Origin of the sequence: Bradyrhizobium sp. 139 (assembly GCF_023074175.1) — a bacterium.
In the GTDB taxonomy this organism is placed as follows: Bacteria; Pseudomonadota; Alphaproteobacteria; order Rhizobiales; family Xanthobacteraceae; genus Bradyrhizobium.
In genome coordinates this window covers 40,119-61,499 of sequence record NZ_JADPKS010000128.1, presented here as the reverse complement: position 1 = coordinate 61,499, position 21,381 = coordinate 40,119, and the positions used below count along the sequence as shown (strand labels likewise).

The window sequence follows — 21,381 nt, the reverse complement described above, 5'->3', positions numbered from 1 at the left end:
CGCGCCCTGCTACTGCATGTCGTCGGAAGCGATATCCTGCCGGTCGTGCATCACACGGACGATCTCCACGCCATCGGGCAACGGGACATAGAAAATCACGTAGTTGCCGACCGGGAAGCTGCGGAGGTCTGCACGCAATTCCCACCGCTCCCGTCCGGCCAGCGGGTTCTGCACTAGCATCTCGAAAATCTCGCTGATGCGCGCGATCTGCTTGTCAGCAGCCCGCACGCTATCTGAAGCGATGAAGTCATAGATCGAATCGAGATCGTGGTCTGCTTGTGGGGCTTTGCGAAATCTATTCGGCACGTTTGCGGGCTGCCAGCCGTTGCCGTCCCCGCGCCTTGATGTCGTTCATCCACTCGTGAAGATCGACCTCTTCCATTGGCCCGCTGTCAAATCCCTTCTGGATTTCGGCGCGTAGCGCCTCCAGCTTGGCTTGGCGCCGCTCTTCGCGTTCTTCGACGAGGCGAAGACCTTCGCGCATCACTTCGCTCGCAGTGGCATAGCGGCCGCTCTCGACCAGATTGTCGATCAGGTCCTCGAAATGCTTGCCAATGCTGAAACTACCCGCCATGGGAGGCTCCGTTATCAGTTAATGATATTTATTGATATCCGGGTGGCCCGCAAGTAGCGATGCTGCCCTTGGCACAACCGAGCTATTGGCCGACCCGGCGGCGCGGACCGGGCCCCAGCCATACCCTTCCCGCCCTTCGCAAAAGCGGGATTTCCGTGCTAGGACACTGCCTTAGCAAAAGGTTGAACTCCCCATGGCCGCCCCCCTCAAAGCCGTCGACGGCAACGCCGACCTCCAGGCGCTGATGTCCGATCTCGCCACCCGTGCCCGCACCGCAGCGCGCGTGCTGGCGCTGGCGCCGCCGGAGCAGAAGAACCGGGCGCTCGAGGCCATGGAGCGGGCGATCCGCGGCAACGCTGCAGCAATCCTCGCCGCCAATGCCGAGGACGTTGCGGAGGCCCGCGCCTCCGGCAATGCCACCTCCTCCTTCATCGACCGCCTGACGCTGACGCCGGCGCGCGTCAAAGGCATGGCCGAGGGCATCGGTATCGTGCGCGGCATCGCCGATCCGGTCGGCATCGTCACCGAGAGCTGGCAGCGGCCGAACGGCATGACCATCGAGCGCGTGCGCGTGCCGCTCGGCGTCGTCGGCGTGATCTTCGAGAGCCGGCCCAATGTCGCGGCCGATGCCGGAGTGCTGTGCCTGAAGGCCGGCAATGCCGTGATCCTGCGCGGCGGCTCCGACAGTTTCCGCTCCTGCCGCGCGATCCATGAATGCCTGGTGCAGGGACTGCGCGAAGCCGGTCTGCCGGAAGCTGCGATCACGCTGGTGCCGACGCGCGACCGCGCGGCAGTCGGCATGATGCTGTCGGGATTGAACGGCGCCGTCGACGTGATCGTTCCGCGCGGAGGCAAGAGCCTCGTCGCGCGCGTCGAGGCCGAAGCGCGCGTGCCCGTGTTCGCGCATCTCGAAGGCGTCAACCACGTCTATATCGATGCCGGCGCCGACCTCGCGATGGCGAAGTCGATCGTGCTCAACGCCAAGATGCGCCGCACCGGCGTCTGCGGCGCGGCCGAGACGCTGCTGGTCGATCGCGCCGCTGCTGCGAAGAGCCTGAAGCCGCTGGTCGAGATGCTGATCGAGGCCGGCTGCGAGGTTCGCGGCGACGACGTCGTGCAGAAGACCGACGCGCGCGTCAAACCTGCGAGCGAGGACGATTGGGACACCGAATATCTCGACGCGATCATCGCGGCGAAGGTGGTGGACGGCGTCGACGGCGCGATTGCGCATATCCAGAACCACGGCTCGCATCACACCGACGCGATCGTCAGCGCGGATGAGGCTGCTGCGAGGAAATTCCTGAGCGAGGTGGATTCCGCGATCGTGCTGCACAATGCCTCGACGCAGTTCGCCGACGGCGGCGAGTTCGGTTTCGGCGCCGAGATCGGCATCGCCACCGGCCGATTCCACGCCCGCGGCCCGGTTGGCGCCGAGCAGTTGACGAGCTTCAAATATCGCGTGCACGGCACCGGCCAGACCCGGCCGTAAGTAACGTCGCGGGGCGCGGGCATTGAGCAAAAATTTCGTCGTGCCGCGTTCCTTGGCGCAAGCGGTCCCGCCCTCGACATCGGGCATGCGCATCGGCCTGCTCGGCGGCTCCTTCAATCCGCCGCATCAGGCCCATCGCGCGATCAGCCAGTTTGCGCTGAAGCGATTGCAGCTCGATCGCGTCTGGTGGCTGGTAACCCCCGGCAATCCGCTGAAGGAGAACGGCACGCTGCACGAGCTCGGCGCGCGCATGCAGGCGGCGCGCGACGTCGCTGATGACCCCAGGATCGAGGTGAGCTGTCTCGAATCCGTCATTCGCACCCGCTATACTATCGACACGATCAACACCTTGCGCCGCCGCTTCAGAGGCCTGCGCTTTGTCTGGATCATGGGCGCCGACAACCTCGCTCAATTCCATCGTTGGCAGGACTGGCGGCGCATCGCCGCCCAGGTGCCGATTGCAGTGATCGATCGCCCGCCGCAGAGCTTTCGTGCCCTCGCCTCTCCCGCCGCCAAGGCACTCGCGCGCTACCGCCTGCCGGAGAACAAAGCAGCACTGCTTGCGGATCAGCCTGCGCCGGCCTGGGTGTTCCTGACCGGATTGAAGCTGAACCTCTCCTCAACGGGCCTGCGGAACCCGGACGGGAGCTGGAAAGGTACGAAGTGAGACGGAGTATGCGGAGCCGGGGCTCTCTGGCATATTGAAACCCTTAACCCCACATGATGTAGTGTAACCAGTGAGCGCTGGATTCGGCGTTCGCGATACAGTGAAAGGAATGGTCCCTGACCACATCTGTATTGTCCAAGTCTGTTTTACCCAAGGTTGCCAAGCCTACGCGTAAAACATCGACCAAAGCTGCGGCCTTGAAGGCGCAACCCGACGCCGACAAGACGCTGAGCCTGATCCTCTCCCGCCTCGACGACATGAAGGCGGAAGAGACGGTCACCATCGACCTTCGCGGCAAATCGGCGTACTCCGACTACATGATCGTCACCACCGGCCGGGTTAACCGGCATGTCGGCGCGATCGCGGAGAACGTCAGCAAGAGCCTCAAGGAAAACGGTATCAAGAACATCCACGTCGAGGGCTTGCCCAATTGCGACTGGGTGCTGATCGATTCCGGCGATGTGATCGTGCACGTGTTCAGACCCGAGGTCCGCGAGTTCTACAATCTCGAGAGATTGTACACGCAGGGCCCAGGGGCGGCGAAGGCGATCTAGGCTCCTCGAGCCGATTTCGAATCGGCTGACGCGCATGCTAGCGTCGTGCGCGCGCATATTGCGTGCGGTCTTGAAACGCGACCTGAAAATATCATGCGTGTTGCTGTCATCGCGGTGGGCCGGCTGAAGCAGGGCCCCGAACGGGAGCTTGCCGACCGCTATTTCGAGCGGTTCGACGAGGCCGGCCGCAAGCTCGGATTCCGCGAACTCGTCATCCACGAAATTCCCGAAAGCCGGGCGCGCGACACCGCGACCAGGATGGCCGAAGAGGCCGCGGCGATCGGTGCGCACGTCCCGGAAAAATCGATCCTGGTGGCGCTGGACGAGCGCGGCCAGAACCTCGACTCCACCGTATTCGCACGGCACCTCGGGCGCTGGCGCGACGAGGGTGCCGGACATACTATCTTCGTGATCGGAGGGGCGGACGGACTTTCGCCCGAATTGCGCCGTAAGGCCAAGCTCGCGATCGCGTTCGGCTCTGCGACCTGGCCGCACCAAATGGTCCGCGTCATGCTTCTGGAACAGCTTTATCGGGCCGCCACCATTCTGGCCGGCCACCCCTATCACCGCGCGTGATGCGCGCCACAACGAGCACCTTTGCGTAAAGTGATGCGAGCGCCGATCCTCAACCTGCTGCTGATCACTGGCGTCACGGGCGCAAGCCTTGCGCAAGCTCAGACGGCAGCGCCGGTGCCACAGACAGCGGCCGTCTCGCCCGATGCGATCAAGCAGCGCGAACAGGAGCTCGAGGCCGCGCGCGCAAGGCAGAAGAGCGCGGAAGAGGCCCAGGCCAAGCTCAAGGCCGAGATCTCCTCGCTGGGCCAGGACCGCACCCAACTCAATCAGCAGCTGATCGATACCGCAGCCAATGTGCGGTCGGTCGAGACCGGGATCGACGAGGCCGAAGCGCGGCTGCGCTCGCTGAATAGCCGCGAGCAGGCGATGCGCACCTCGCTGGAATCGCGCCGCGCCGACATCGTCGAAGTGCTGGCGGCCTTGCAGCGGGCCGGCCGGCGCACGCCGCCGGCGCTCCTGGTGCGGCCCGAAGATGCGCTGCAATCCCTGCGCACCGCCATGCTGCTGGGCGCCGTGGTGCCGGAATTGCGCGGCCGCGCCGAGAAGATCGCAGGCGACCTCGGCGAGCTCGTAGGCTTGCGCAAGAACATCGCCGCCGAACGCGACCAGCTCGCCACCGACCGCGACAAGGTCCGCAACGACCAGACCCGGCTCGCCGCGCTGGTCGAGGAGCGGCAGCGCCAGCAGGCGTCGCGTGAAAAAGACCTGGACGCCGAAAATTCGCGCGCCATCGCGCTCTCCAGACAAGTCGGCGATCTCCAGGGGCTGATCGCCAAGATGGAGCAGGATCTGCAAAGCGCCGCCAAGGCGGCTGAGAAGGCGGCTGAGGCCGCAAAGCAGGCCGAGGCAAAGGCGGCCGCCAGCAGCAAGTCGGGCCCTGCCGCTTTCAAAGACCGGTCCCGGACCACCCCGGCGATCCTTTTTGCGTCGGCCAAGGGGCTCCTGCCTCTTCCGGTTAACGGTAACAAGATCAGGGACTTTGGCGGTTCCGATGGGGTCGGCGGGGTCCAGAAGGGCATTTCACTGGCAAGTCGGCCCGGCTCCCAGGTCACGACGCCGTGTGACGGCTGGGTCGTCTATGCCGGTCCGTTCCGCAGCTATGGACAACTCTTGATCCTCAATGCCGGGGGCGGGTATCATGTCCTGATCGCCGGGATGGAGCGCATTTCGGTCAACATCGGACAGTTTGTGCTCACGGGGGAGCCGGTCGCGATCATGGGGTCGACTTCTCAAGTCGCCTCCATTCTCGCCACGAACGCGAGTCAACCTGTGCTGTATGTCGAGTTCCGTAAGGACGGCACTCCAATCGATCCAGGCCCATGGTGGGCCGCAAATGAAGGCGAGAAGGTTCGCGGATGATGCGCAAGACTTCAGTTATCCTCCTCAGCGCCGCCACCGGTGCGGCGCTGACGCTGTTCGTGACCCAGCCGCGCGCGGCCTTCATGGGCTCCAGCGCGCGAGCCGCCACCGCGGACACCTATCGCCAGCTCAATCTGTTCGGCGATGTCTTCGAGCGCGTGCGCTCGGACTATGTCGAGAAACCCGACGACACCAAGCTGATCGAATCCGCCATCAGCGGCATGCTCACTGGGCTCGATCCGCATTCGAGCTACATGGACGCCAAAAGCTTCCGCGACATGCAGGTGCAAACCCGCGGTGAATTCGGCGGCCTCGGCATCGAAGTCACCATGGAGGACGGCCTGATCAAGGTGGTCTCGCCGATCGACGACACCCCGGCTTCGCGCGCCGGCGTCATGGCCAACGACATCATCACCAGTCTCGACGACGAAGCCGTGCAGGGCCTGACCCTGAACCAGGCGGTCGAGAAGATGCGCGGCCCGGTCAACACCAAGATCAAGCTCAAGATCATCCGCAAGGGCCAGGACAATCCGATCGACGTCACCCTGGTGCGTGACAACATTCGCGTCCGCTCGGTGCGCGCGCGCATCGAAGCCGACGACATCGGCTATATCCGCATCACCACCTTCAACGAGCAGACCACCGAAGGTCTGAAGCGCGAGGTCGCCAACCTCTCGAATCAGATCGGCGACAAGCTGAAGGGCTACGTCATCGACCTCCGCAACAACCCGGGCGGCCTGCTCGAGGAAGCGGTCACCGTCTCCGACTCCTTCCTGGAGAAGGGCGAGATCGTCTCGACCCGCGGCCGCAATGCCGAGGAGACCCAGCGCCGCACCGCGCATACGGGCGACCTCACCAAGGGCAAGCCGGTCATCGTGCTGGTCAATGGCGGTTCGGCCTCGGCGTCGGAAATCGTCGCCGGCGCGCTGCAGGACCACAAGCGCGCGACCATCGTCGGCACGCGCTCGTTCGGCAAGGGCTCGGTGCAGACCATCATTCCGCTCGGCTCGGGCAACGGCGCGCTGCGTCTGACCACGGCGCGCTACTACACGCCGTCGGGCAAGTCGATCCAGGCCAAGGGCATCGTGCCCGACATCGAAGTGCTGCAGGACGTGCCGGATGAGCTGAAGTCGCGCACCGACACCAAGGGCGAGGCTTCGCTGCGCGGCCATCTCAAGAACGACGGCGACGAGAAGACCGGCTCGCAATCCTACGTCCCGCCGGATGCCAAGGACGACAAGGCGCTCAAGCTCGCAGACGACCTGCTCCACGGCATCAAGAACAGCGCCTCCGCGGCGCCCACGCCGGGCGGCGACAACAAGGCCACGACCGACAAGCCCAAAGCGGCGAACTAAGGCCTCAAGCCAAATCTTGAAGCCAAGTCTTGAATCCAAGTCTTGAAGCCAAGTCTTGAAGCCAAGTCTTGAAGCCAAGTCTGGCATCACGCGATCTCACGAAAGGGGCGGCTCCCGGAGCCGCCCTTTTTGCTTCGAGCTCCTGGCGCCCCCGGCCTTTCCCGGCCTGCCGCCGCTTGACCTCGCCGTGGTATCGTCGGCAGGAGTGATTCGGGATCGCGCATGACTGAAACGGCCGATGATCTGAGCGCCCCGCTCGGACAGGACAAGCCGCGCCGGAAACGGCGGCTGCGGCTGCCGTTCACCGCCATGCAGGCCCTCGCGGTGATGCTCGGCCTGTTTCTGGTCGCCTTCGCCGGCTTCGCCATCTTCAACAAGGATCCGCTCGGCGGCGAGCCGATGACCCGGATCGCGATCCGCGAGCCCAGGGCCGCGGCCAACGACGAGAAGCCGGCCGCGGCTGGCCATGGCCAGGAAGGCAAGCAGGAAAACAAGCACGAGACCAAGGAAGCGCCGAAACAGCCGGGCGAGCAGAAGACCGTCACCATGATCGACGGTTCCACCGGCGTGCGCCGCGAGGTGGTGATTGGCGGCGGCGATGCCGCAGAGAAGGGCGATGCGGCGGCCGCATCCGCGCCACCGCCCGTCATGGCCGGGATCGACCCAAAACTTCTGGAGAAATCGCGCTACGGCATGATCCCCGTGGTTGCCGAGGGCTCGAAGCCGTTCAACGTCTACGCGGCTGAGGCCGACCGCGCCAAGGCGGCAAAAACGCCTGTTGTCGCAATCCTGATCGGCGGCCTCGGCGTCGGCGCGGCCAAGACCACCGACGCGATCATGCGGCTGCCGCCGGCGGTCACGCTGGCCTTTACGCCCTATGGCGCCGATCCCGGCAAGCTCGCCGAGCGGGCCCGCGCCCAGCGCCACGAGATCTTCCTCCAGATCCCGATGGAGCCCTACGACTTCCCGGACAACGATCCGGGCCCGCAGACGCTGCTGACCTCGCTCACCACCGACCAGAACATGGACCGCCTGTACTGGCACCTGAGCCGGATGCAGGGCTATGCCGGCCTCACCAATTTCATGGGCGCCCGCTTCGTGGCGACCGACGCCGCGATGCAGCCGATCATCCGCGAGGCGGCCAAGCGCGGCCTCGGCTTCTTCGACGACGGCTCCTCGCCCCGCAGCATCGCGCCCCAGGCCGCGGCAAGCCAGGCGATGCCGTTCGGCAAGGGCGACATCGCGATCGACGTGGTGCCGACCCCGGCCGAGATCGACCGCGCCCTGAACAAGCTCGAATCCGTGGCGCGCGAGCGCGGCGTCGCGGTCGGCACCGCCTCCGCCCTGCCGGTCTCGATCGAGCGCATCGGCACCTGGACCAAGACATTGAGCGACCGGGGTATCCTTTTGGTGCCATTGACAACCGCGATGCTGAAATCAAAATCCAGCTGAATCAACGGATTGGGACGGCACGGGCCCTCGAGGCCGGCGTCCCCACCAAACAGCACGCGAGAGGTCTGGCGGAATGGCGCGTTACGAGGATCTGCCCTACCGGACCTGCGTCGGCGTGATGCTGATCAACATGAAGGGGCTGGTGTTCATCGGCCGACGCGCCGGCGGCATCGAGCATGTCGACGACACCCATGTCTGGCAGATGCCGCAAGGCGGTGTCGATCCCGGCGAGGACACCTGGGAAGCCGCCAAGCGCGAGCTCTACGAGGAGACCAGCGTGCGCTCGGTCGAGCGGCTCGGCGAAGTTCCGGACTGGCTCACTTATGACATTCCGCGCACGGTTGCGGGCCGCGCCTGGAAGGGCCGCTATCGCGGCCAGCGCCAAAAGTGGTTCGCGGTGCGCTTCACCGGCTCGGACAGCGAGATCAACGTCGCAAATCCCGGCGGCGGCCATAAGGCCGAATTCGTGAGCTGGCGCTGGGAGCCGATGAAGAACCTGACCGGGCTGATCGTCCCGTTCAAGCGCCCGGTCTATGAGCGCGTGGTGAAGGAATTTTCCGCGTTGGCGGAGGATTAGTTCAAGTCGCCATTCCAGGTTGATGCTAATGCATCGCCTGGAACGACGACAAGAGATCCACGCGTGACCAATGAAAAACCCTACTGAAAAACCCTACCGCCCAAACGTGGGTATCGCCCTCTTCAGCCCCGATGGCCGTGTGCTGATCGGCCACCGCTTCAAGGGCGACGGCCCCGAGATCATCCTGCCGGGCCTCGACTGGCAGATGCCGCAAGGCGGTGTCGACGAGGGCGAGAACCTGCGGGATGCGGCACTGCGCGAACTCTGGGAAGAGACCAGCGTCAAGAGCGCAGCCTATCTCGGCGAGACCGACTGGCTGACCTACGAATTCCCACCCTACGATGGCCCCCAGACGCATCGGCTGGCGAAATTCCGCGGCCAGCGCCAGAAGTGGTTCGCGCTGCGCTTCACCGGCCGCGACGACGAGATCGATCCGCTGACGCCGCGCAACGAACAGCCCGCCGAGTTCGATGCGTGGCGCTGGGAGCGTCTCGATCGTGTCGTCGATCTCGTGGTGCCGTTCCGCCGCGACGTCTACCGCGCGGTCGCGCAGCAGTTTGCGGCATTTGCGGTTTAGGCCGAAACAAGTCTAATTCGTCGGCCCCACCGTGAACGGGCCGATCGCGATGACGTGGCAGTCGCTGTCGCGCCTGGCGCAATCGGCGAGCGCAGAATTGACGGCGGTCTGCTCGTCCGCAGCCTTGCCGCCGCCATTCAGCGCAAAGGCCTTGTAGTCGCCGGCGGCGGAGTATTCGCCACTGAGGTAGCCGCGCACGCGCTCGCCGACGAACGGCACCATGTCGGCCGGGAATTTGCCGCCTGACGCGGCGGACGGCGAAGGCATCGGCGCTTTCGCCGCCATGGTGGATGAGGGGCCCGGCGCTGCGGCCGCAGCTGCGGTGGGCGCCGCGCTCGGCGTGGTCGTTGCGATCGCCGGAGCCTTGGCGGTCTCGAGCTTGGTGAAATAGAGGAAGCCGCCGACGCCGATCGCGACAATTGAGACGACACCGACCACCAGCGGCCACATCCAGTTCGGCGCGGGCGCGACCTTGCCCGCTATCTTCTTCACCTGTGGCGTGTTGTAGCTCCCGTCCTCGCGCCGCATCGCCACCATGTAGGCGTGCACCGGCGTCGGGATGTTCTTGACCTCCTGCGGGCCGATATCGGCGGACTGCACCGACAGCTTGATGGCGACCTGCTCGTGCACGGCGCGGGAGACGCAGATGCCGCCGATCTCGGCGAGGCCTTCGAGCCGGGCGGCGATATTGACGCCGTCACCGAGCAGATCACCGTCGCGCTCGACCACGTCGCCGATGGTGATGCCGATGCGGAACGACATCTGCCGGCTCGGCGGATAGGCCATGTTGCGGGTCCGCAAGGACTCCTGGATGTCGATCGCACAGCGCACCGCATCGACTGCGCTTGGAAATTCCGCGAGCACGGCATCGCCCGCCGTGTTGAAGCTACCGCCACGGCCGTGACGAGCGCGGAACCTGTTCAGGAATTTGTAGCTTGAGCCCCGAAGCGGTGCCCCGGGGCTTAGTGCATAGCCGTAGAGTTGAGCTGCTGCTGGATGCTCTTGAAGTGGTCGAGCCGCTCGATGGCGTGATCGAGCTCGCCGCCTTCGTGCTCCTTCAGCCCTTCTTCCATCTCCGCGATGGTTTCAGCGAACTGCGCACGATCGAGCTCGGCCAGCGAGGTCGCGACGTCGGCGAGCACGGTGAGACCCTTTTCGGAGACTTCGGCGATACCGCCGAGCACGATGATCTTCTCGTGCTTGCCGGCAGTGGTCACAGTGAGAATGCCGGGCCGGATCGCAGCCACGACCGGCGCGTGTCCCGCCAGCACGCCGAAATCACCCTCGACGCCGGGGACGTCGACCTGATCGACCTCACCCGAGAAGGCGAGCTTTTCCGGCGAGACGAGATCGAAGTGGAAGGTGGCCATGGTGTTTCCGCTTGCTTCGCTTGTCACCCGCGGGCTTGACCCGCGGGTCCATCACTCAACGAAAGTTCTCTTTTAATGGATTGCCGGGTCAAGCACGGCAATGACACCCAGAATTAGGCCGCTTCCGCCGCCAGCTTCTTGCCCTTCTCGATCGCCTCTTCGATGGTGCCGACCATGTAGAAGGCGGCTTCCGGCAGGTGGTCATACTTGCCTTCGCAGAGGCCGCGGAAGCCTTTGATGGTGTCCGCGAGGTCGACGAACTTGCCGGGCGAGCCGGTGAAGATTTCGGCGACGTGGAACGGCTGCGACAGGAAGCGCTCGATCTTGCGGGCGCGGGCCACCGTCAGCTTGTCCTCTTCCGAAAGCTCGTCCATGCCGAGAATGGCAATGATGTCCTGCAGCGACTTGTAGCGCTGCAGCACCTGCTGGACCTGACGCGCGGTGTCGTAGTGCTCCTGGCCGACGACGAGCGGCGAGAGCATGCGGGAGGTCGAGTCGAGCGGGTCCACCGCCGGGTAGATGCCCTTTTCCGAGATCGCGCGGTTCAACACCGTGGTCGCATCAAGATGCGCGAACGAGGTCGCGGGCGCCGGGTCGGTCAAGTCGTCGGCCGGAACGTAGATGGCCTGCACCGAGGTGATCGAACCCTTCTGCGTGGTGGTGATGCGCTCCTGGAGCGCGCCCATGTCGGTGGCGAGCGTCGGCTGATAACCCACCGCCGACGGGATACGGCCGAGCAGCGCCGACACTTCCGAGCCGGCTTGCGTGAAGCGGAAGATGTTATCGACGAAGAACAGCACGTCCTGGCCCTGGTCGCGGAAGTGCTCGGCGACGGTCAGACCGGTTAGGCCGACGCGGGCGCGGGCGCCGGGCGGCTCGTTCATCTGGCCGAACACCAGCGCGCACTTCGACTTGACGCTCGGATCCGGATTGTGCGGATCGGCGTTGACCTTGGACTCGATGAACTCGTGATAGAGGTCGTTGCCCTCGCGGGTACGCTCGCCGACGCCGGCGAACACAGAGTAGCCGCCGTGCGCCTTCGCAACGTTGTTGATCAGCTCCTGAATCAGCACGGTCTTGCCGACGCCGGCGCCGCCGAACAGGCCGATCTTGCCGCCCTTGGCGTAGGGCGCGAGCAAGTCGACGACCTTGATGCCGGTGACGAGAATTTCAGCTTCGGTCGATTGGTCGGTGTAGCTCGGCGCTTCCTGGTGGATGGGGCGCTTGCCTTCGGACTGGATCGGGCCGGCTTCGTCGATCGGCTCGCCGATCACGTTCATGATGCGCCCGAGCGTGCCGGCGCCCACCGGAACCGCGATCGGCTGGCCGGTGTCGGTCACTTCCTGGCCGCGCACCAGACCTTCGGTCACGTCCATCGCGATCGTGCGCACGGTGGACTCACCGAGATGCTGCGCAACTTCCAGCACGAGGCGGATGTTGCCGTTCTTGGTTTCCAGCGAATTGAGAATGGCGGGCAGATGGCCCTCGAACTGCACGTCGACGACGGCGCCCATGACCTGGGTGACGCGACCGACCTGGTTAGCTGCTGTAGCCATAAATAGCTCTCCTTCGAAATTCTGGACTTGAACGACCGTCGTTTGGTTCGTGCGTCAGACCGCCTCGGCGCCGGAGATGATCTCGATCAGCTCCTTGGTGATCTGGGCTTGACGGGTTCGGTTGTAGATCTGGGTTTGCTTGCGGATCATTTCGCCGGCGTTGCGGGTGGCGTTGTCCATCGAGCTCATCTGCGCGCCGTAGAACGAGGCGTTGTTTTCCAGCAGCGCGCGGAAGATCTGCACCGCTATATTACGCGGCAACAGGCGGGAGAGGAGTTCGTCCTCCTCCGGCTCGTAGTCGTAGGACGTCGACGGCGCGTTCGCCGCCTTTTCTTCCACGGTCAGCGGAATGATCTGCTGTGCAGTCGGGATTTGGGCAATCACCGATTTGAACTGCGCGTAGAACAATGTGCAGACGTCGAACTCGCCGTTGTCGAAACGGGCCAGCACCTTCTTGGCGATGTCCTCGGCATTGACGAAGCCGAGCTGGCGAACGCCGCGCAGGTCGAGGTGCTCGACGATCTGTCTGTCGTACAGGCGACGGAGCTGCTCGTAGCCCTTGCGGCCGACGCAGAAGAATTTCACTTCCTTGCCCTGCGCCATCAGCGCCTGCGCGCGCTCGCGCGCCAGGCGCACGATCGAGGAGTTGAAGGCACCGGACAGGCCGCGCTCGCCGGTGCAGACCAGCAGCAGGTGAACCTGGTCGCTGCCGGTGCCGGCCAGCAGCGTCGGCGCACCGGGCGAACCCGCGGCAGCGCCGGCGATGTTGGAGATCACCGCGCTCATCTTGTCGGCATAGGGCCGCGCCGCCTCGGCCGCTTGCTGGGCCCGGCGCAATCTGGACGCCGCGACCATCTGCATCGCCTTGGTGATCTTTTGCGTCGCCTTGGTAGAGGCGATGCGGACGCGCATGTCTTTAAGTGACGCCATTCTTCGTTCACCCCGGCGGTTCGATCCTTACGATCGAGCCGCTAGCCTATCCCAGTCGTCATGCCCGGGCTTGTCCCGGGCATCCACGTCTTCGTCTCCACGCGGCAAGGCGGGGAAGGCCGGGACTTCAAGTGCAAAGACGCGCTTCGCGCTTTCACCCCGGCCGTGACAGCGTTCTTATGCGAAAGACTTCGCGTAACCTTCGACCACCGACTTCAACTTGGCGGCGGTGTCGTCGGAGAGGTCGCGGCTGTCGCGGATCGCGTTGAGGATCTCGGCGTTCTTGCCGCGCAGCAGCGACAACAGACCGTCCTCGAACGCGCGCACCTTGCTCACCGGAAGCGGATCGAGATAGCCGTTGGTGCCGGCCCAGATCACGCAGACCTGCTCTTCCATCTTCAGCGGCGCGAATTGCGGCTGCTTCAGCAGCTCGGTCAGGCGCGAACCGCGGTTGAGCAGTCGCTGGGTCGAGGCGTCGAGATCGGAGCCGAACTGCGCGAACGCCGCCATTTCGCGGTACTGCGCGAGCTCTCCCTTGATCTTGCCGGCGACCTTCTTGGTGGCCTTGGTCTGCGCCGAAGAACCGACGCGCGACACCGATAGACCGACGTTCACCGCGGGACGAATGCCCTGGAAGAACAGGTCGGTTTCCAGGAAGATCTGACCGTCGGTGATCGAGATGACGTTGGTCGGAATGTAGGCCGACACGTCGTTGGCCTGGGTTTCGATGACCGGCAGCGCCGTCAGCGAGCCCGAGCCCTGGTCCTTGTTGAGCTTCGCCGCGCGCTCGAGCAGGCGGGAGTGCAGATAGAACACGTCGCCCGGATAGGCTTCGCGGCCCGGAGGCCGGCGCAGCAGCAGCGACATCTGACGGTAGGCGACGGCCTGCTTGGACAGATCGTCATAGATGATGACGGCGTGCATGCCGTTGTCGCGGAAGTACTCGCCCATGGTGCAGCCGGTGAACGGCGCGATGTACTGCATCGGCGCCGGATCGGACGCGGTGGCGGCGACAATGATCGAATATTCCAGCGCGCCCTGCTCTTCCAGCACCTTGACGAACTGGGCAACGGTCGAACGCTTCTGGCCGATCGCGACGTAGACGCAATACAGCTTGATGTTCTCGTCCGGCTGCGCGTTCAGCGGCTTCTGATTGAGAATGGTGTCGAGCGCGATCGCGGTCTTGCCGGTCTGGCGGTCGCCGATGATCAGCTCGCGCTGACCGCGGCCGATCGGAATCAGGGCGTCGATCGCCTTGAGGCCGGTCGCCATCGGCTCGTTCACCGACTTGCGCGGAATGATGCCTGGCGCCTTGACGTCGACGCGCATGCGTTTGTCGGCCTGGATCGGGCCCTTGCCGTCGATCGGGTTGCCGAGCGCGTCGACGACGCGGCCGAGCAGGCCCTTGCCGACCGGCGCGTCCACGATGGCGCGGGTGCGCTTGACGGTCTGGCCTTCCTTGATCTCGCGGTCGGCGCCGAAAATAACGATACCGACATTGTCGGTTTCGAGGTTCAGCGCCATGCCGCGGGTGCCGTTCTCGAACTCGACCATTTCACCGGCCTGGACGTTGTCCAGACCGTAGACGCGAGCGATGCCGTCGCCGACGGACAGCACCTGTCCGACTTCGGAGACTTCAGCTTCCTGGCCGAAATTCTTGATCTGGTCCTTCAGGATCGCGGAAATTTCCGCGGCGCGGATGTCCATCAGCCTGCCTCTTTCATCGCGTGCTTGATCGAATTGAGTTTGGTGCGAAGCGAACTATCGATCATGCGGCTGCCAAGCTTGACCACGAGGCCACCGATGATCGAGGGGTCGACTTTCACGTTGAGCGCGACGTCCTTGCCGGTCACCGACTTCAGGGCAACCTTGAGGGCGTCGAGATTCTTGTCCGAGAGCGCCTCCGCGACGGTGACGTCGGCCGTTGCCTCGCCCTTGAACCTGGCGACGAGGGCACGGTAGGCGCGAATGACGTCAGCCACCGCGAACAAGCGGCGGTTGGCGGTCAGGACCTTCAGGAAATTGGCGGAGATGCCGGCGATGCCGGCCTTGTCCAGCACGGCCGAGAGGGCCCTGGACTGGGTATCGGCCGCGAACACCGGGCTGCGGACGAGACGCTTCAGATCGGCGCTTTCGTTCAGCAGGCCCTCGAACCGGTCGAGATCGGCCTTGACCTCGTCGACCACTTTCTGATCGCGAGCCAGTTCAAACAAGGCCGTTGCATAACGGCCGGACACACCTGAAACGGACGTATCTTCTGCAGCCACAGACGCGCTCTTTTTGCTGTCAAATCCGCAAGGGAAAAACCGTCGCCACGAAGCGGCGCCTAGCGATCCAAGCCCTTGGAATTCAAGCGGGACTTCGATTTTCGGCCGACACGGGAGGTGCCGGGTCCGTTAAAATCGCGGCTTTGCTAACATAGCAGGCGCGCACGTGCAACATGACGCCAAATTAAAGGCGCGAGGTCCCGTTCGCCAGTTCGTCGCAGTCGACGGCGCCGCGATAACGGCCTGCCACGTCACGGAATTGCCGCAAGCCTTGCAGCGGCCGGGCGCCGTTTGTTCCCTCTCTCAGCGCATAGCGGCCATGAACACAGATCGCTGAGGCGTGAATCCCACCTCGTCAGCTCCACCCGCCGAATACTTACCCAATCCTAAATATCTGGAACAACAACTTTGATCTACAGTAGATGCGAGTAATGCCTAAGTTAACCAATCGTTAAAATCGAAGATTACGGAACATCCGCTGAATATCTGTCGCCGGTAACAAGATATCTCATGACGACACTGAACGGATTTACTGCCCAATTCACGCCTCATTAGGAATCGAAACGGCATCCAGCTCACAAACTGATGAGGGCTCCACTTGCCACATATGTGGCAATACTAGCTTAGGGACCACTAAATGCTATCTTTGAAGACGCTGGGCTTTGTGACCCGGCCGCGTACGACGATCGCTTTCGTTGCCGCAACTCTCCTCATTGGTGGAACTGCCACCGAAGCTTCCGCCAAATCCCGGCATCACCCCCGGTACTCTCACCATCACCACCGCCACCACGCCCAGAACGACGCCAACACCACCTCCGATTGGCGCAACGCCAATGCGTCGATGACGCCGTCGTCGGGCACCGGCCGCAGCTTCTCCGGCATGGCCTCCTTTTACGGCAACGAGTCCGGCAGCAAGACCGCCTCGGGCCAGCGCTTCAACCAGAACGCCATGACCGCCGCGCATCGTTCGCTGCCGTTCGGCACCAAGCTGCGCGTCACCCATGGCGGCTCGAGCGTCGTCGTTACCATCAATGACCGTGGCCCGTTCATTCGCGGCCGTGTCCTCGACCTCTCCACGGGCGCTGCCCGCGCCATCGGCCTCACCGGCGCCGGCGTCGGCCGCGTCACCGCCGAGGTCGTCTCCTAAGGCGCGAGACGCGCCGAAATAAGCCCGCCGTCTTGGGGGACGGCGGGCTTTTTGTTGCCTGCCATCCCGTCTCGTGTCCCGGACGCGCTGCAACGCCGCTCAGCGTTGCTGCGCAGAGCCGGGACCCAGGGCAACACGGTACAGCGTGGCTGAGATGGGCCCCGGCTCTGCATCGCAGCGCTGAAGGGCGCTGCGATGCAGAGCCGGGGCACAGCGGGGCCTACAAAAAGCTCTGCGGGTCGACGTCGACTTCGAGCTTTTGATTGCCCTTCGGCTTCGGGCAGACCGCGAGCCAGTTGCGCAAATAGTCCGACAGATCGAAACCGCGCGCGGATTTCACCAGGATGCGAAAGCGGTAGCGGCCCTTGATCACGGCGAGCGGGGCCTCCGCCGGTCCCAGCACCACGACGCGCTCGTCGCGCGGTGCGAGCGCAACGAGGCGGCGGCCAAAGCCTTCGGCGCTCGGACGATCGCCTGCCGAAATGATCAGGCTCGCGAGCCGTCCGAACGGCGGGTAGAGCGTGCGCTCGCGCAAGTCGATCTCGCTGTCGTAGAAGGCTTCGCGGTCGCAGGCGATCAGCGCCTTCATCACGGGATGGTCGGGCTGGTGGGTCTGGAGATAGCCGACGCCGCGGCCCTGCTCGCGCCCGGCGCGGCCGATCACCTGGTTGAGCAATTGCCAGGTGCGTTCCGACGCGCGCGGATCGCCATTGGCAAGGCCCAGATCCGCATCGATGACGCCGACGAGATTGAGCCGCGGAAAATTGTGCCCCTTGGCGACGAGCTGCGTGCCGATGATGACATCGACGCGGCCCTCCGCGATCTCGGTGAGCTCGGAGCGCATCGTCTCGATCGAGGTGATGAGATCGCTCGACAGCACCATGGTGCGCGCCTCCGGGAACAGCGCGGCCGCCTCCTCCTGCAAGCGCTCGACGCCCGGCCCCACCGCAACCAGCGATTCCTCCGCCGCACAATGCGGGCAGGTCTGCGGGCGCGGCATCGAGAAGCCGCAATGGTGGCAGACCAGCCGCTGGCGGAAGCGATGATCGACCAGCCAGGCATCGCAGATGGTGCAGGCGAAGCGATGGCCGCAGGCGCGACATAGCGTCAGCGGCGCATAGCCGCGGCGATTGAGGAACAGCAACGCCTGCTCGCGCCGCTCGATCGCGATCCTGATCTCGCCGGCAAGCCGCGGCGAGATGAAGCGGCCGCGCGCCGGCTGTTCGCGGCGCAGATCGATCGCCTCGATATGCGGCATGTGCTGGCCGCCGAAGCGCGAGGGCAGCGCGATACGCTGATAGCGGTTCTTGCGCGCATTGACCTCGGACTCGACCGACGGCGTGGCGGAGGCCAGCACGACCGGAATTTTTGCGATATGCGCGCGCACCACCGCCATGTCACGGGCGTGATAATGCACGCCCTCATCCTGCTTGTAGGCCTGGTCGTGCTCTTCATCGACGACGATCAGCCCGAGATTGGCGTAAGGCAGAAACAGCGCCGAGCGCGCGCCGACCACGACCGGCGCACTGCCTTCGGAGATCGCAGCCCAGTTGCGCGCCCGCGTGCGCGGCGTCAGCTCGGAATGCCATTCCAGCGGCCGCACGCCAAAGCGCTGTGCGAAGCGGTCGAGGAACTGGCCGGTCAGCGCGATCTCCGGCATCAGGATCAGCGACTGCTTGCCGCGGCGGATCGCCTCGGCCACCGCTTCGAAGTAAACCTCGGTCTTGCCCGAGCCGGTGACGCCGTCGAGCAGCGCGACGTGGAACGTGCCGTTGGCGGCGAGCGCGCGCATCGTATCGACGGCAGCGCGCTGGAGCTGCGTGAAATCCGGCCGGCCAAAATCGGGATCGGGCGCCGGCGGCGGCGGAGGCGGCGGCATCGGCTCGACCGTGAGCGTGCCCTCGTCGACGAGCCCGTCAATCACGCCGGCCGAAACCCCTGCTTGCTTCGCCGCGTCAGACTTGCCGTGCAGCAGCCGGTCCGACAGCACCTCGATCACACGCTGCCGCGCCGGCGTCAGCCGCCGCGGGGGATCGCCGACCAGGCGCACGCCAGCGCGGACCCGCTCGGGGCCGAGGTTCTCGCCCATGCGCAGGCACATGCGCAGCACCATACCGCGCGGGCTCAGCGTGTAATTGGCAACCCAGTCCACGACAGAGCGCAGCTCGGGCTTCAGCGGCGAGATGTCGAGCTTTTCGCTGACCTCCTTGAGGCGGTTATGCAGGCGCGGGTCGGGATTGGCATTTTCCGCCCAGACCACCGCCAGCACCTCGCGCGGGCCGAGCGGCACACCGACGAGATCGCCGGCCTTCAGCTCCATGCCGCGCGGCACCTTGTAGGAATAAGTCTGGTCGAGCGCGACCGGCACCAGCACGTCGACCATGCGGGTCGCGTTGGCGGAGGCGGTCGTGCTGCGCGACGAATGATCCATGGAGGGAGAATCGGAACCCGGGGCCTCAAGGCTAGCGCTCTGAGGCCGCCTTAGCGAACGATAAACGAGTGTGATGCGATATACTGGGTGAAATCACCACGTCCAGAGCGCATGAGCAAAGCGGCCGCCCCACCAATCGAGCTCGCCAGCGCCGATCCCTCGATCGCGCAGGAGATGGCGCGCTGGCTGTCGCATCTCGGCGCCGAACGGCGGCTGTCGCCGAAGACGCTGGAAGCCTATAGCCGCGACTTGCGGCAGTGCCTGGACTTCCTGTGCGCCCATTGGGGCGAGCGCGTGACGCTCAAGCGCTTTGCCGCGCTGGAAGCCACCGACATCCGCGCCTTCATGGCAATGCGCCGCGCCGACGACATTGCCGGCCGCTCGCTGATGCGCGCGCTCGCGGGCCTGCGCTCGTTCGGCCGCTTCATCGAGCGCGAAGGCAGGGGCAAGGTCGGCGCGCTCTCCGCGATCCGTGCGCCGAAGGTGGCCAAGAGCTTGCCAAAACCGCTGCCGATGGCCTCGGCAAAGCGTCTTGCGGATGCCGGCGAGCGCGCCGGCGAGGACCGCGAGACTTGGATTCTTGCGCGCGATGCCGCGGTGATGGCGCTGCTGTATGGATCGGGCTTGCGCATCTCCGAAGCGCTCGGCCTGAAGCGCCGCGAGGTGCCCCGTCCCGGCGAGGGGGACGTGCTGATCGTCACCGGCAAAGGCAACAAGACCCGCATGGTGCCCGTGCTCCAGAACGTGCTCGCACTCGTTCAGGAATACGTTTCGATGTGCCCGTATCCGCTGCCGGCCGAAGGTCCGATCTTCCTCGGCGCGCGCGGCGGTCCCCTAAGGCCGCGCATCATCCAGCTCGCGATGGAGCGGCTGCGCGGCGCGCTCGGCCTGCCCGACAGCGCCACGCCGCACGCACTCCGACACTCCTTCGCCACGCATCTGCTGTCGCGCGGCGGCGATCTGCGCGCGATCCAGGAATTGCTCGGCCATTCCTCGCTCTCGACCACGCAGATCTACACCGGCATCGATTCGGAGCGGCTGCTGGAAGTCTATGCGAGCGCGCATCCGCGGCGCTGACACCATCCGCGGCGCTCACACACTGACGTCATAACCTGCTTGCCTCTTGCGCGGCGCCCGCGGTTCGGTCAATCGTGGGGAACCGATGCAGGAGGGACATATGAGCGCACATGAAAGCATGGAGCACGCCGAACATGCCGAGCACGCATCCGGCTCGAACAAGAACATCGCGCTCCTGATCGCGGTTCTGGCGCTGTTCCTGGCGGTCTCGGAGACGCTCGGCAAGGGTGCCCAGACCGAATCGATCAGCAAGAATGTCGAGGCCTCCAACCTCTGGGCCTTCTTCCAGGCCAAGAGCATCCGCCGCACGGTGGTGCAGACCGCGGCCGAGCAGGGCAAGCTGACGCTCGGCTCCGCAACCCAGGATGCCATCAAGGCCGCGGCGCAGAAACAGATCGAGGACTGGCAGAAGACTGCCGCGCGCTACCGCTCGGAGCCCGAAACCGGCGAAGGCACCGAGCAGCTCGCCGAGAAGGCCAAGCACGCCGAGCACGCGCGCGACGAGGCGACCGCGAAATACCATCATTTCGAACTGGCGTCCGCCGCCTTCCAGATCGGCATCGTACTGGCATCGGCCACCATCATCACCGGCATGATCGCGCTCGCTTATGTCGCCGGAATCCTGACGCTCGCCGGCCTTGCGATGACCGGGCTCGGTCTGTGGTGGCCGCATCTGCTGCATCTGCATTGAGGGGCTGATGCAAACGGCGGCGGTGTTAGTCCGTCATCCTGAGGTGCTCCGCCCGCGATGCAACGCATCGCGGGCGGAGCCTCGAAGGATGAACGGCCGGGATGCAGCGCGGCCGTCGCCCTTCGAGGGCCGCTGAAGAAGCGGCCACCTCAGGGTGACGGTGATAGACGAATTGCGACGCTCAGCGCGCTTCGTGCACGCTCTTGCGGAAGCGCTGGATCAGGCGGAGCGTGCGGGAGGACCAGCCTTCGCCGTTGCCGGCAATCAGCTCCCGGACCCGCCGCTTGATCGGGTTGACCAGCTCGGCGGCCTTGGCGCGCAGCTTCATCACGAGATCGTAGAGCCGCTCGAACCAGGTCATCTCCATGAGCTTGTCGCGCGTCACGTCGAAGACGAAGGCGGTGACGCCGACGCCGAGGAGTTTTGCGAACAGGATCGTGAAGACCGCGCTGGTCCAGTATTCGTGCGTGAGCAGCCACAGGCCGACCAGCTTGAGCGGAAACAGCGGGATGATGGGGACCGCGAACACGATCAGCGTCATGGCCGGCGACAGCGCATCGACGCGATCGGTCAGCCCTTGCTTGAACCGGGCGAGCGGGATGAATGCGACAACCCGCGCGACGATCGGTTCAAGATGGTCCCACAGCCAGGCTTCGATCAGAAAGATGATCGCCAGCAGGACCCAGACCGGTTGAAGAAGGCGGCGCAGCATGTGTTGTCCCGCCCGATTCG

At 64.9% G+C, this 21,381-nt stretch carries 21 protein-coding genes and 1 pseudogene; 12 read left to right on the top strand and 10 right to left on the bottom strand.

Features of this window, described 5'->3' with window-relative positions:
* Positions 1-9 precede the first annotated feature (9 nt).
* Positions 10-306 carry a type II toxin-antitoxin system RelE/ParE family toxin gene (locus IVA80_RS29340; RefSeq protein ID WP_247438109.1) on the bottom strand — a complete coding sequence of 99 codons (297 nt, stop codon included), beginning with the start codon at positions 304-306 and terminating at the stop codon, positions 10-12.
* Positions 296-574 carry a type II toxin-antitoxin system ParD family antitoxin gene (locus IVA80_RS29335; protein WP_247438108.1) on the bottom strand — a complete coding sequence of 93 codons (279 nt, stop codon included), beginning with the start codon at positions 572-574 and terminating at the stop codon, positions 296-298. Before IVA80_RS29335 ends, IVA80_RS29340 begins: the two co-directional genes overlap by 11 nt.
* Before the next feature lie 193 nt (positions 575-767).
* Here IVA80_RS29335 and IVA80_RS29330 point away from each other — a divergent pair, with 193 nt between their 5' ends.
* From IVA80_RS29330 to IVA80_RS29290, 9 genes are all read left to right on the top strand, one after another.
* Positions 768-2,063 carry a glutamate-5-semialdehyde dehydrogenase gene (locus tag IVA80_RS29330; protein WP_247438107.1) on the top strand — a complete coding sequence of 432 codons (1,296 nt, stop codon included), beginning with the start codon at positions 768-770 and terminating at the stop codon, positions 2,061-2,063.
* A 22-nt stretch (positions 2,064-2,085) separates the two neighbouring features.
* Positions 2,086-2,730, top strand: a complete 645-nt coding sequence (locus tag IVA80_RS29325; protein ID WP_247438106.1) for a nicotinate-nucleotide adenylyltransferase — start codon at positions 2,086-2,088, stop codon at positions 2,728-2,730.
* Positions 2,731-2,927: 197 nt separating this feature from the next.
* On the top strand, positions 2,928-3,284 hold the full coding sequence (gene rsfS / locus IVA80_RS29320) for a ribosome silencing factor (RefSeq protein ID WP_247438105.1): 357 nt from the start codon (positions 2,928-2,930) through the stop codon (positions 3,282-3,284).
* A gap of 93 nt (positions 3,285-3,377) precedes the next feature.
* On the top strand, positions 3,378-3,860 hold the full coding sequence (gene rlmH, locus IVA80_RS29315; protein WP_247438104.1) for a 23S rRNA (pseudouridine(1915)-N(3))-methyltransferase RlmH: 483 nt from the start codon (positions 3,378-3,380) through the stop codon (positions 3,858-3,860).
* Between the two features lie 33 nt (positions 3,861-3,893).
* A complete protein-coding gene (locus tag IVA80_RS29310; protein ID WP_247438103.1) occupies positions 3,894-5,219 on the top strand; it encodes a peptidoglycan DD-metalloendopeptidase family protein in 1,326 nt (441 codons plus the stop codon).
* Positions 5,216-6,574 (top strand): S41 family peptidase, encoded by a 1,359-nt coding sequence (locus IVA80_RS29305; protein WP_247438102.1) that lies wholly within the window; start codon positions 5,216-5,218, stop codon positions 6,572-6,574. The genes IVA80_RS29310 and IVA80_RS29305 overlap by 4 nt, the downstream gene beginning before the upstream one ends.
* 222 nt (positions 6,575-6,796) lie before the next feature.
* Positions 6,797-8,026 (top strand): divergent polysaccharide deacetylase family protein, encoded by a 1,230-nt coding sequence (locus IVA80_RS29300; RefSeq protein WP_247438101.1) that lies wholly within the window; start codon positions 6,797-6,799, stop codon positions 8,024-8,026.
* Positions 8,027-8,099: 73 nt separating this feature from the next.
* The gene (locus IVA80_RS29295) at positions 8,100-8,603 is read left to right on the top strand and encodes an RNA pyrophosphohydrolase (RefSeq protein ID WP_247438100.1); all 504 of its coding nucleotides are present in this window, start codon (positions 8,100-8,102) and stop codon (positions 8,601-8,603) included.
* A 70-nt stretch (positions 8,604-8,673) separates the two neighbouring features.
* Positions 8,674-9,180 carry an RNA pyrophosphohydrolase gene (locus tag IVA80_RS29290; protein ID WP_247438098.1) on the top strand — a complete coding sequence of 169 codons (507 nt, stop codon included), beginning with the start codon at positions 8,674-8,676 and terminating at the stop codon, positions 9,178-9,180.
* Positions 9,181-9,306: 126 nt separating this feature from the next.
* Here IVA80_RS29290 and IVA80_RS29285 read toward each other — a convergent pair.
* From IVA80_RS29285 to IVA80_RS29260, 6 genes and pseudogenes are all read right to left on the bottom strand, one after another.
* Positions 9,307-10,128 (bottom strand): annotated as a pseudogene (locus tag IVA80_RS29285) (adenylate/guanylate cyclase domain-containing protein); the annotation flags it as partial.
* 14 nt (positions 10,129-10,142) lie between these two features.
* The gene (locus IVA80_RS29280; protein WP_247438096.1) at positions 10,143-10,550 is read right to left on the bottom strand and encodes a F0F1 ATP synthase subunit epsilon; all 408 of its coding nucleotides are present in this window, start codon (positions 10,548-10,550) and stop codon (positions 10,143-10,145) included.
* A 113-nt stretch (positions 10,551-10,663) separates the two neighbouring features.
* The gene (gene atpD / locus IVA80_RS29275; RefSeq protein ID WP_247438094.1) at positions 10,664-12,106 is read right to left on the bottom strand and encodes a F0F1 ATP synthase subunit beta; all 1,443 of its coding nucleotides are present in this window, start codon (positions 12,104-12,106) and stop codon (positions 10,664-10,666) included.
* 54 nt (positions 12,107-12,160) lie between these two features.
* Positions 12,161-13,036 carry a F0F1 ATP synthase subunit gamma gene (locus tag IVA80_RS29270; protein WP_247438093.1) on the bottom strand — a complete coding sequence of 292 codons (876 nt, stop codon included), beginning with the start codon at positions 13,034-13,036 and terminating at the stop codon, positions 12,161-12,163.
* Positions 13,037-13,213: 177 nt separating this feature from the next.
* Entirely contained in the window at positions 13,214-14,743 is a 1,530-nt protein-coding gene (gene atpA / locus IVA80_RS29265; RefSeq protein WP_247438091.1) for a F0F1 ATP synthase subunit alpha, read from the bottom strand.
* Entirely contained in the window at positions 14,743-15,303 is a 561-nt protein-coding gene (locus tag IVA80_RS29260) for a F0F1 ATP synthase subunit delta (protein ID WP_247438089.1), read from the bottom strand. Before IVA80_RS29260 ends, atpA begins: the two co-directional genes overlap by 1 nt.
* A gap of 637 nt (positions 15,304-15,940) precedes the next feature.
* Here IVA80_RS29260 and IVA80_RS29255 point away from each other — a divergent pair.
* Positions 15,941-16,450, top strand: coding sequence for a septal ring lytic transglycosylase RlpA family protein (locus tag IVA80_RS29255; RefSeq protein WP_247438088.1), 510 nt, complete (start codon positions 15,941-15,943; stop codon positions 16,448-16,450).
* 220 nt (positions 16,451-16,670) lie between these two features.
* Here IVA80_RS29255 and IVA80_RS29250 read toward each other — a convergent pair whose 3' ends face one another.
* On the bottom strand, positions 16,671-18,881 hold the full coding sequence (locus tag IVA80_RS29250; protein ID WP_247438086.1) for a primosomal protein N': 2,211 nt from the start codon (positions 18,879-18,881) through the stop codon (positions 16,671-16,673).
* 111 nt (positions 18,882-18,992) lie between these two features.
* Here IVA80_RS29250 and IVA80_RS29245 point away from each other — a divergent pair, with 111 nt between their 5' ends.
* Together IVA80_RS29245 and IVA80_RS29240 are read left to right on the top strand one after the other, a co-directional pair.
* Positions 18,993-19,958: a tyrosine recombinase XerC gene (locus IVA80_RS29245; protein ID WP_247438084.1), complete on the top strand. Its 966-nt coding sequence runs from the start codon at positions 18,993-18,995 to the stop codon at positions 19,956-19,958.
* A gap of 100 nt (positions 19,959-20,058) precedes the next feature.
* Positions 20,059-20,649 carry a DUF4337 domain-containing protein gene (locus tag IVA80_RS29240; RefSeq protein WP_247438082.1) on the top strand — a complete coding sequence of 197 codons (591 nt, stop codon included), beginning with the start codon at positions 20,059-20,061 and terminating at the stop codon, positions 20,647-20,649.
* Between the two features lie 181 nt (positions 20,650-20,830).
* Here IVA80_RS29240 and IVA80_RS29235 read toward each other — a convergent pair whose 3' ends face one another.
* Entirely contained in the window at positions 20,831-21,361 is a 531-nt protein-coding gene (locus IVA80_RS29235) for a hypothetical protein (RefSeq protein ID WP_247438081.1), read from the bottom strand.
* Positions 21,362-21,381: the final 20 nt, after the last annotated feature.

Bases quoted from the DNA above. Each gene is read 5' to 3' on its own strand.
- IVA80_RS29335 (WP_247438108.1), bottom strand. From the start codon at position 574: ATGGCGGGTAGTTTCAGCATTGGCAAGCATTTCGAGGACCTGATCGAC.
- IVA80_RS29330 (WP_247438107.1), top strand. From the start codon at position 768: ATGGCCGCCCCCCTCAAAGCCGTCGACGGCAACGCCGACCTCCAGGCG.
- rlmH (WP_247438104.1), top strand. From the start codon at position 3,378: ATGCGTGTTGCTGTCATCGCGGTGGGCCGGCTGAAGCAGGGCCCCGAA.
- IVA80_RS29310 (WP_247438103.1), top strand. From the start codon at position 3,894: ATGCGAGCGCCGATCCTCAACCTGCTGCTGATCACTGGCGTCACGGGC.
- IVA80_RS29305 (WP_247438102.1), top strand. From the start codon at position 5,216: ATGATGCGCAAGACTTCAGTTATCCTCCTCAGCGCCGCCACCGGTGCG.
- IVA80_RS29300 (WP_247438101.1), top strand. From the start codon at position 6,797: ATGACTGAAACGGCCGATGATCTGAGCGCCCCGCTCGGACAGGACAAG.
- IVA80_RS29295 (WP_247438100.1), top strand. From the start codon at position 8,100: ATGGCGCGTTACGAGGATCTGCCCTACCGGACCTGCGTCGGCGTGATG.
- IVA80_RS29290 (WP_247438098.1), top strand. From the start codon at position 8,674: ATGAAAAACCCTACTGAAAAACCCTACCGCCCAAACGTGGGTATCGCC.
- IVA80_RS29280 (WP_247438096.1), bottom strand. From the start codon at position 10,550: ATGGCCACCTTCCACTTCGATCTCGTCTCGCCGGAAAAGCTCGCCTTC.
- atpD (WP_247438094.1), bottom strand. From the start codon at position 12,106: ATGGCTACAGCAGCTAACCAGGTCGGTCGCGTCACCCAGGTCATGGGC.
- IVA80_RS29270 (WP_247438093.1), bottom strand. From the start codon at position 13,036: ATGGCGTCACTTAAAGACATGCGCGTCCGCATCGCCTCTACCAAGGCG.
- atpA (WP_247438091.1), bottom strand. From the start codon at position 14,743: ATGGACATCCGCGCCGCGGAAATTTCCGCGATCCTGAAGGACCAGATC.
- IVA80_RS29255 (WP_247438088.1), top strand. From the start codon at position 15,941: ATGCTATCTTTGAAGACGCTGGGCTTTGTGACCCGGCCGCGTACGACG.
- IVA80_RS29250 (WP_247438086.1), bottom strand. From the start codon at position 18,881: ATGGATCATTCGTCGCGCAGCACGACCGCCTCCGCCAACGCGACCCGC.
- IVA80_RS29245 (WP_247438084.1), top strand. From the start codon at position 18,993: ATGAGCAAAGCGGCCGCCCCACCAATCGAGCTCGCCAGCGCCGATCCC.
- IVA80_RS29240 (WP_247438082.1), top strand. From the start codon at position 20,059: ATGAGCGCACATGAAAGCATGGAGCACGCCGAACATGCCGAGCACGCA.
- IVA80_RS29235 (WP_247438081.1), bottom strand. From the start codon at position 21,361: ATGCTGCGCCGCCTTCTTCAACCGGTCTGGGTCCTGCTGGCGATCATC.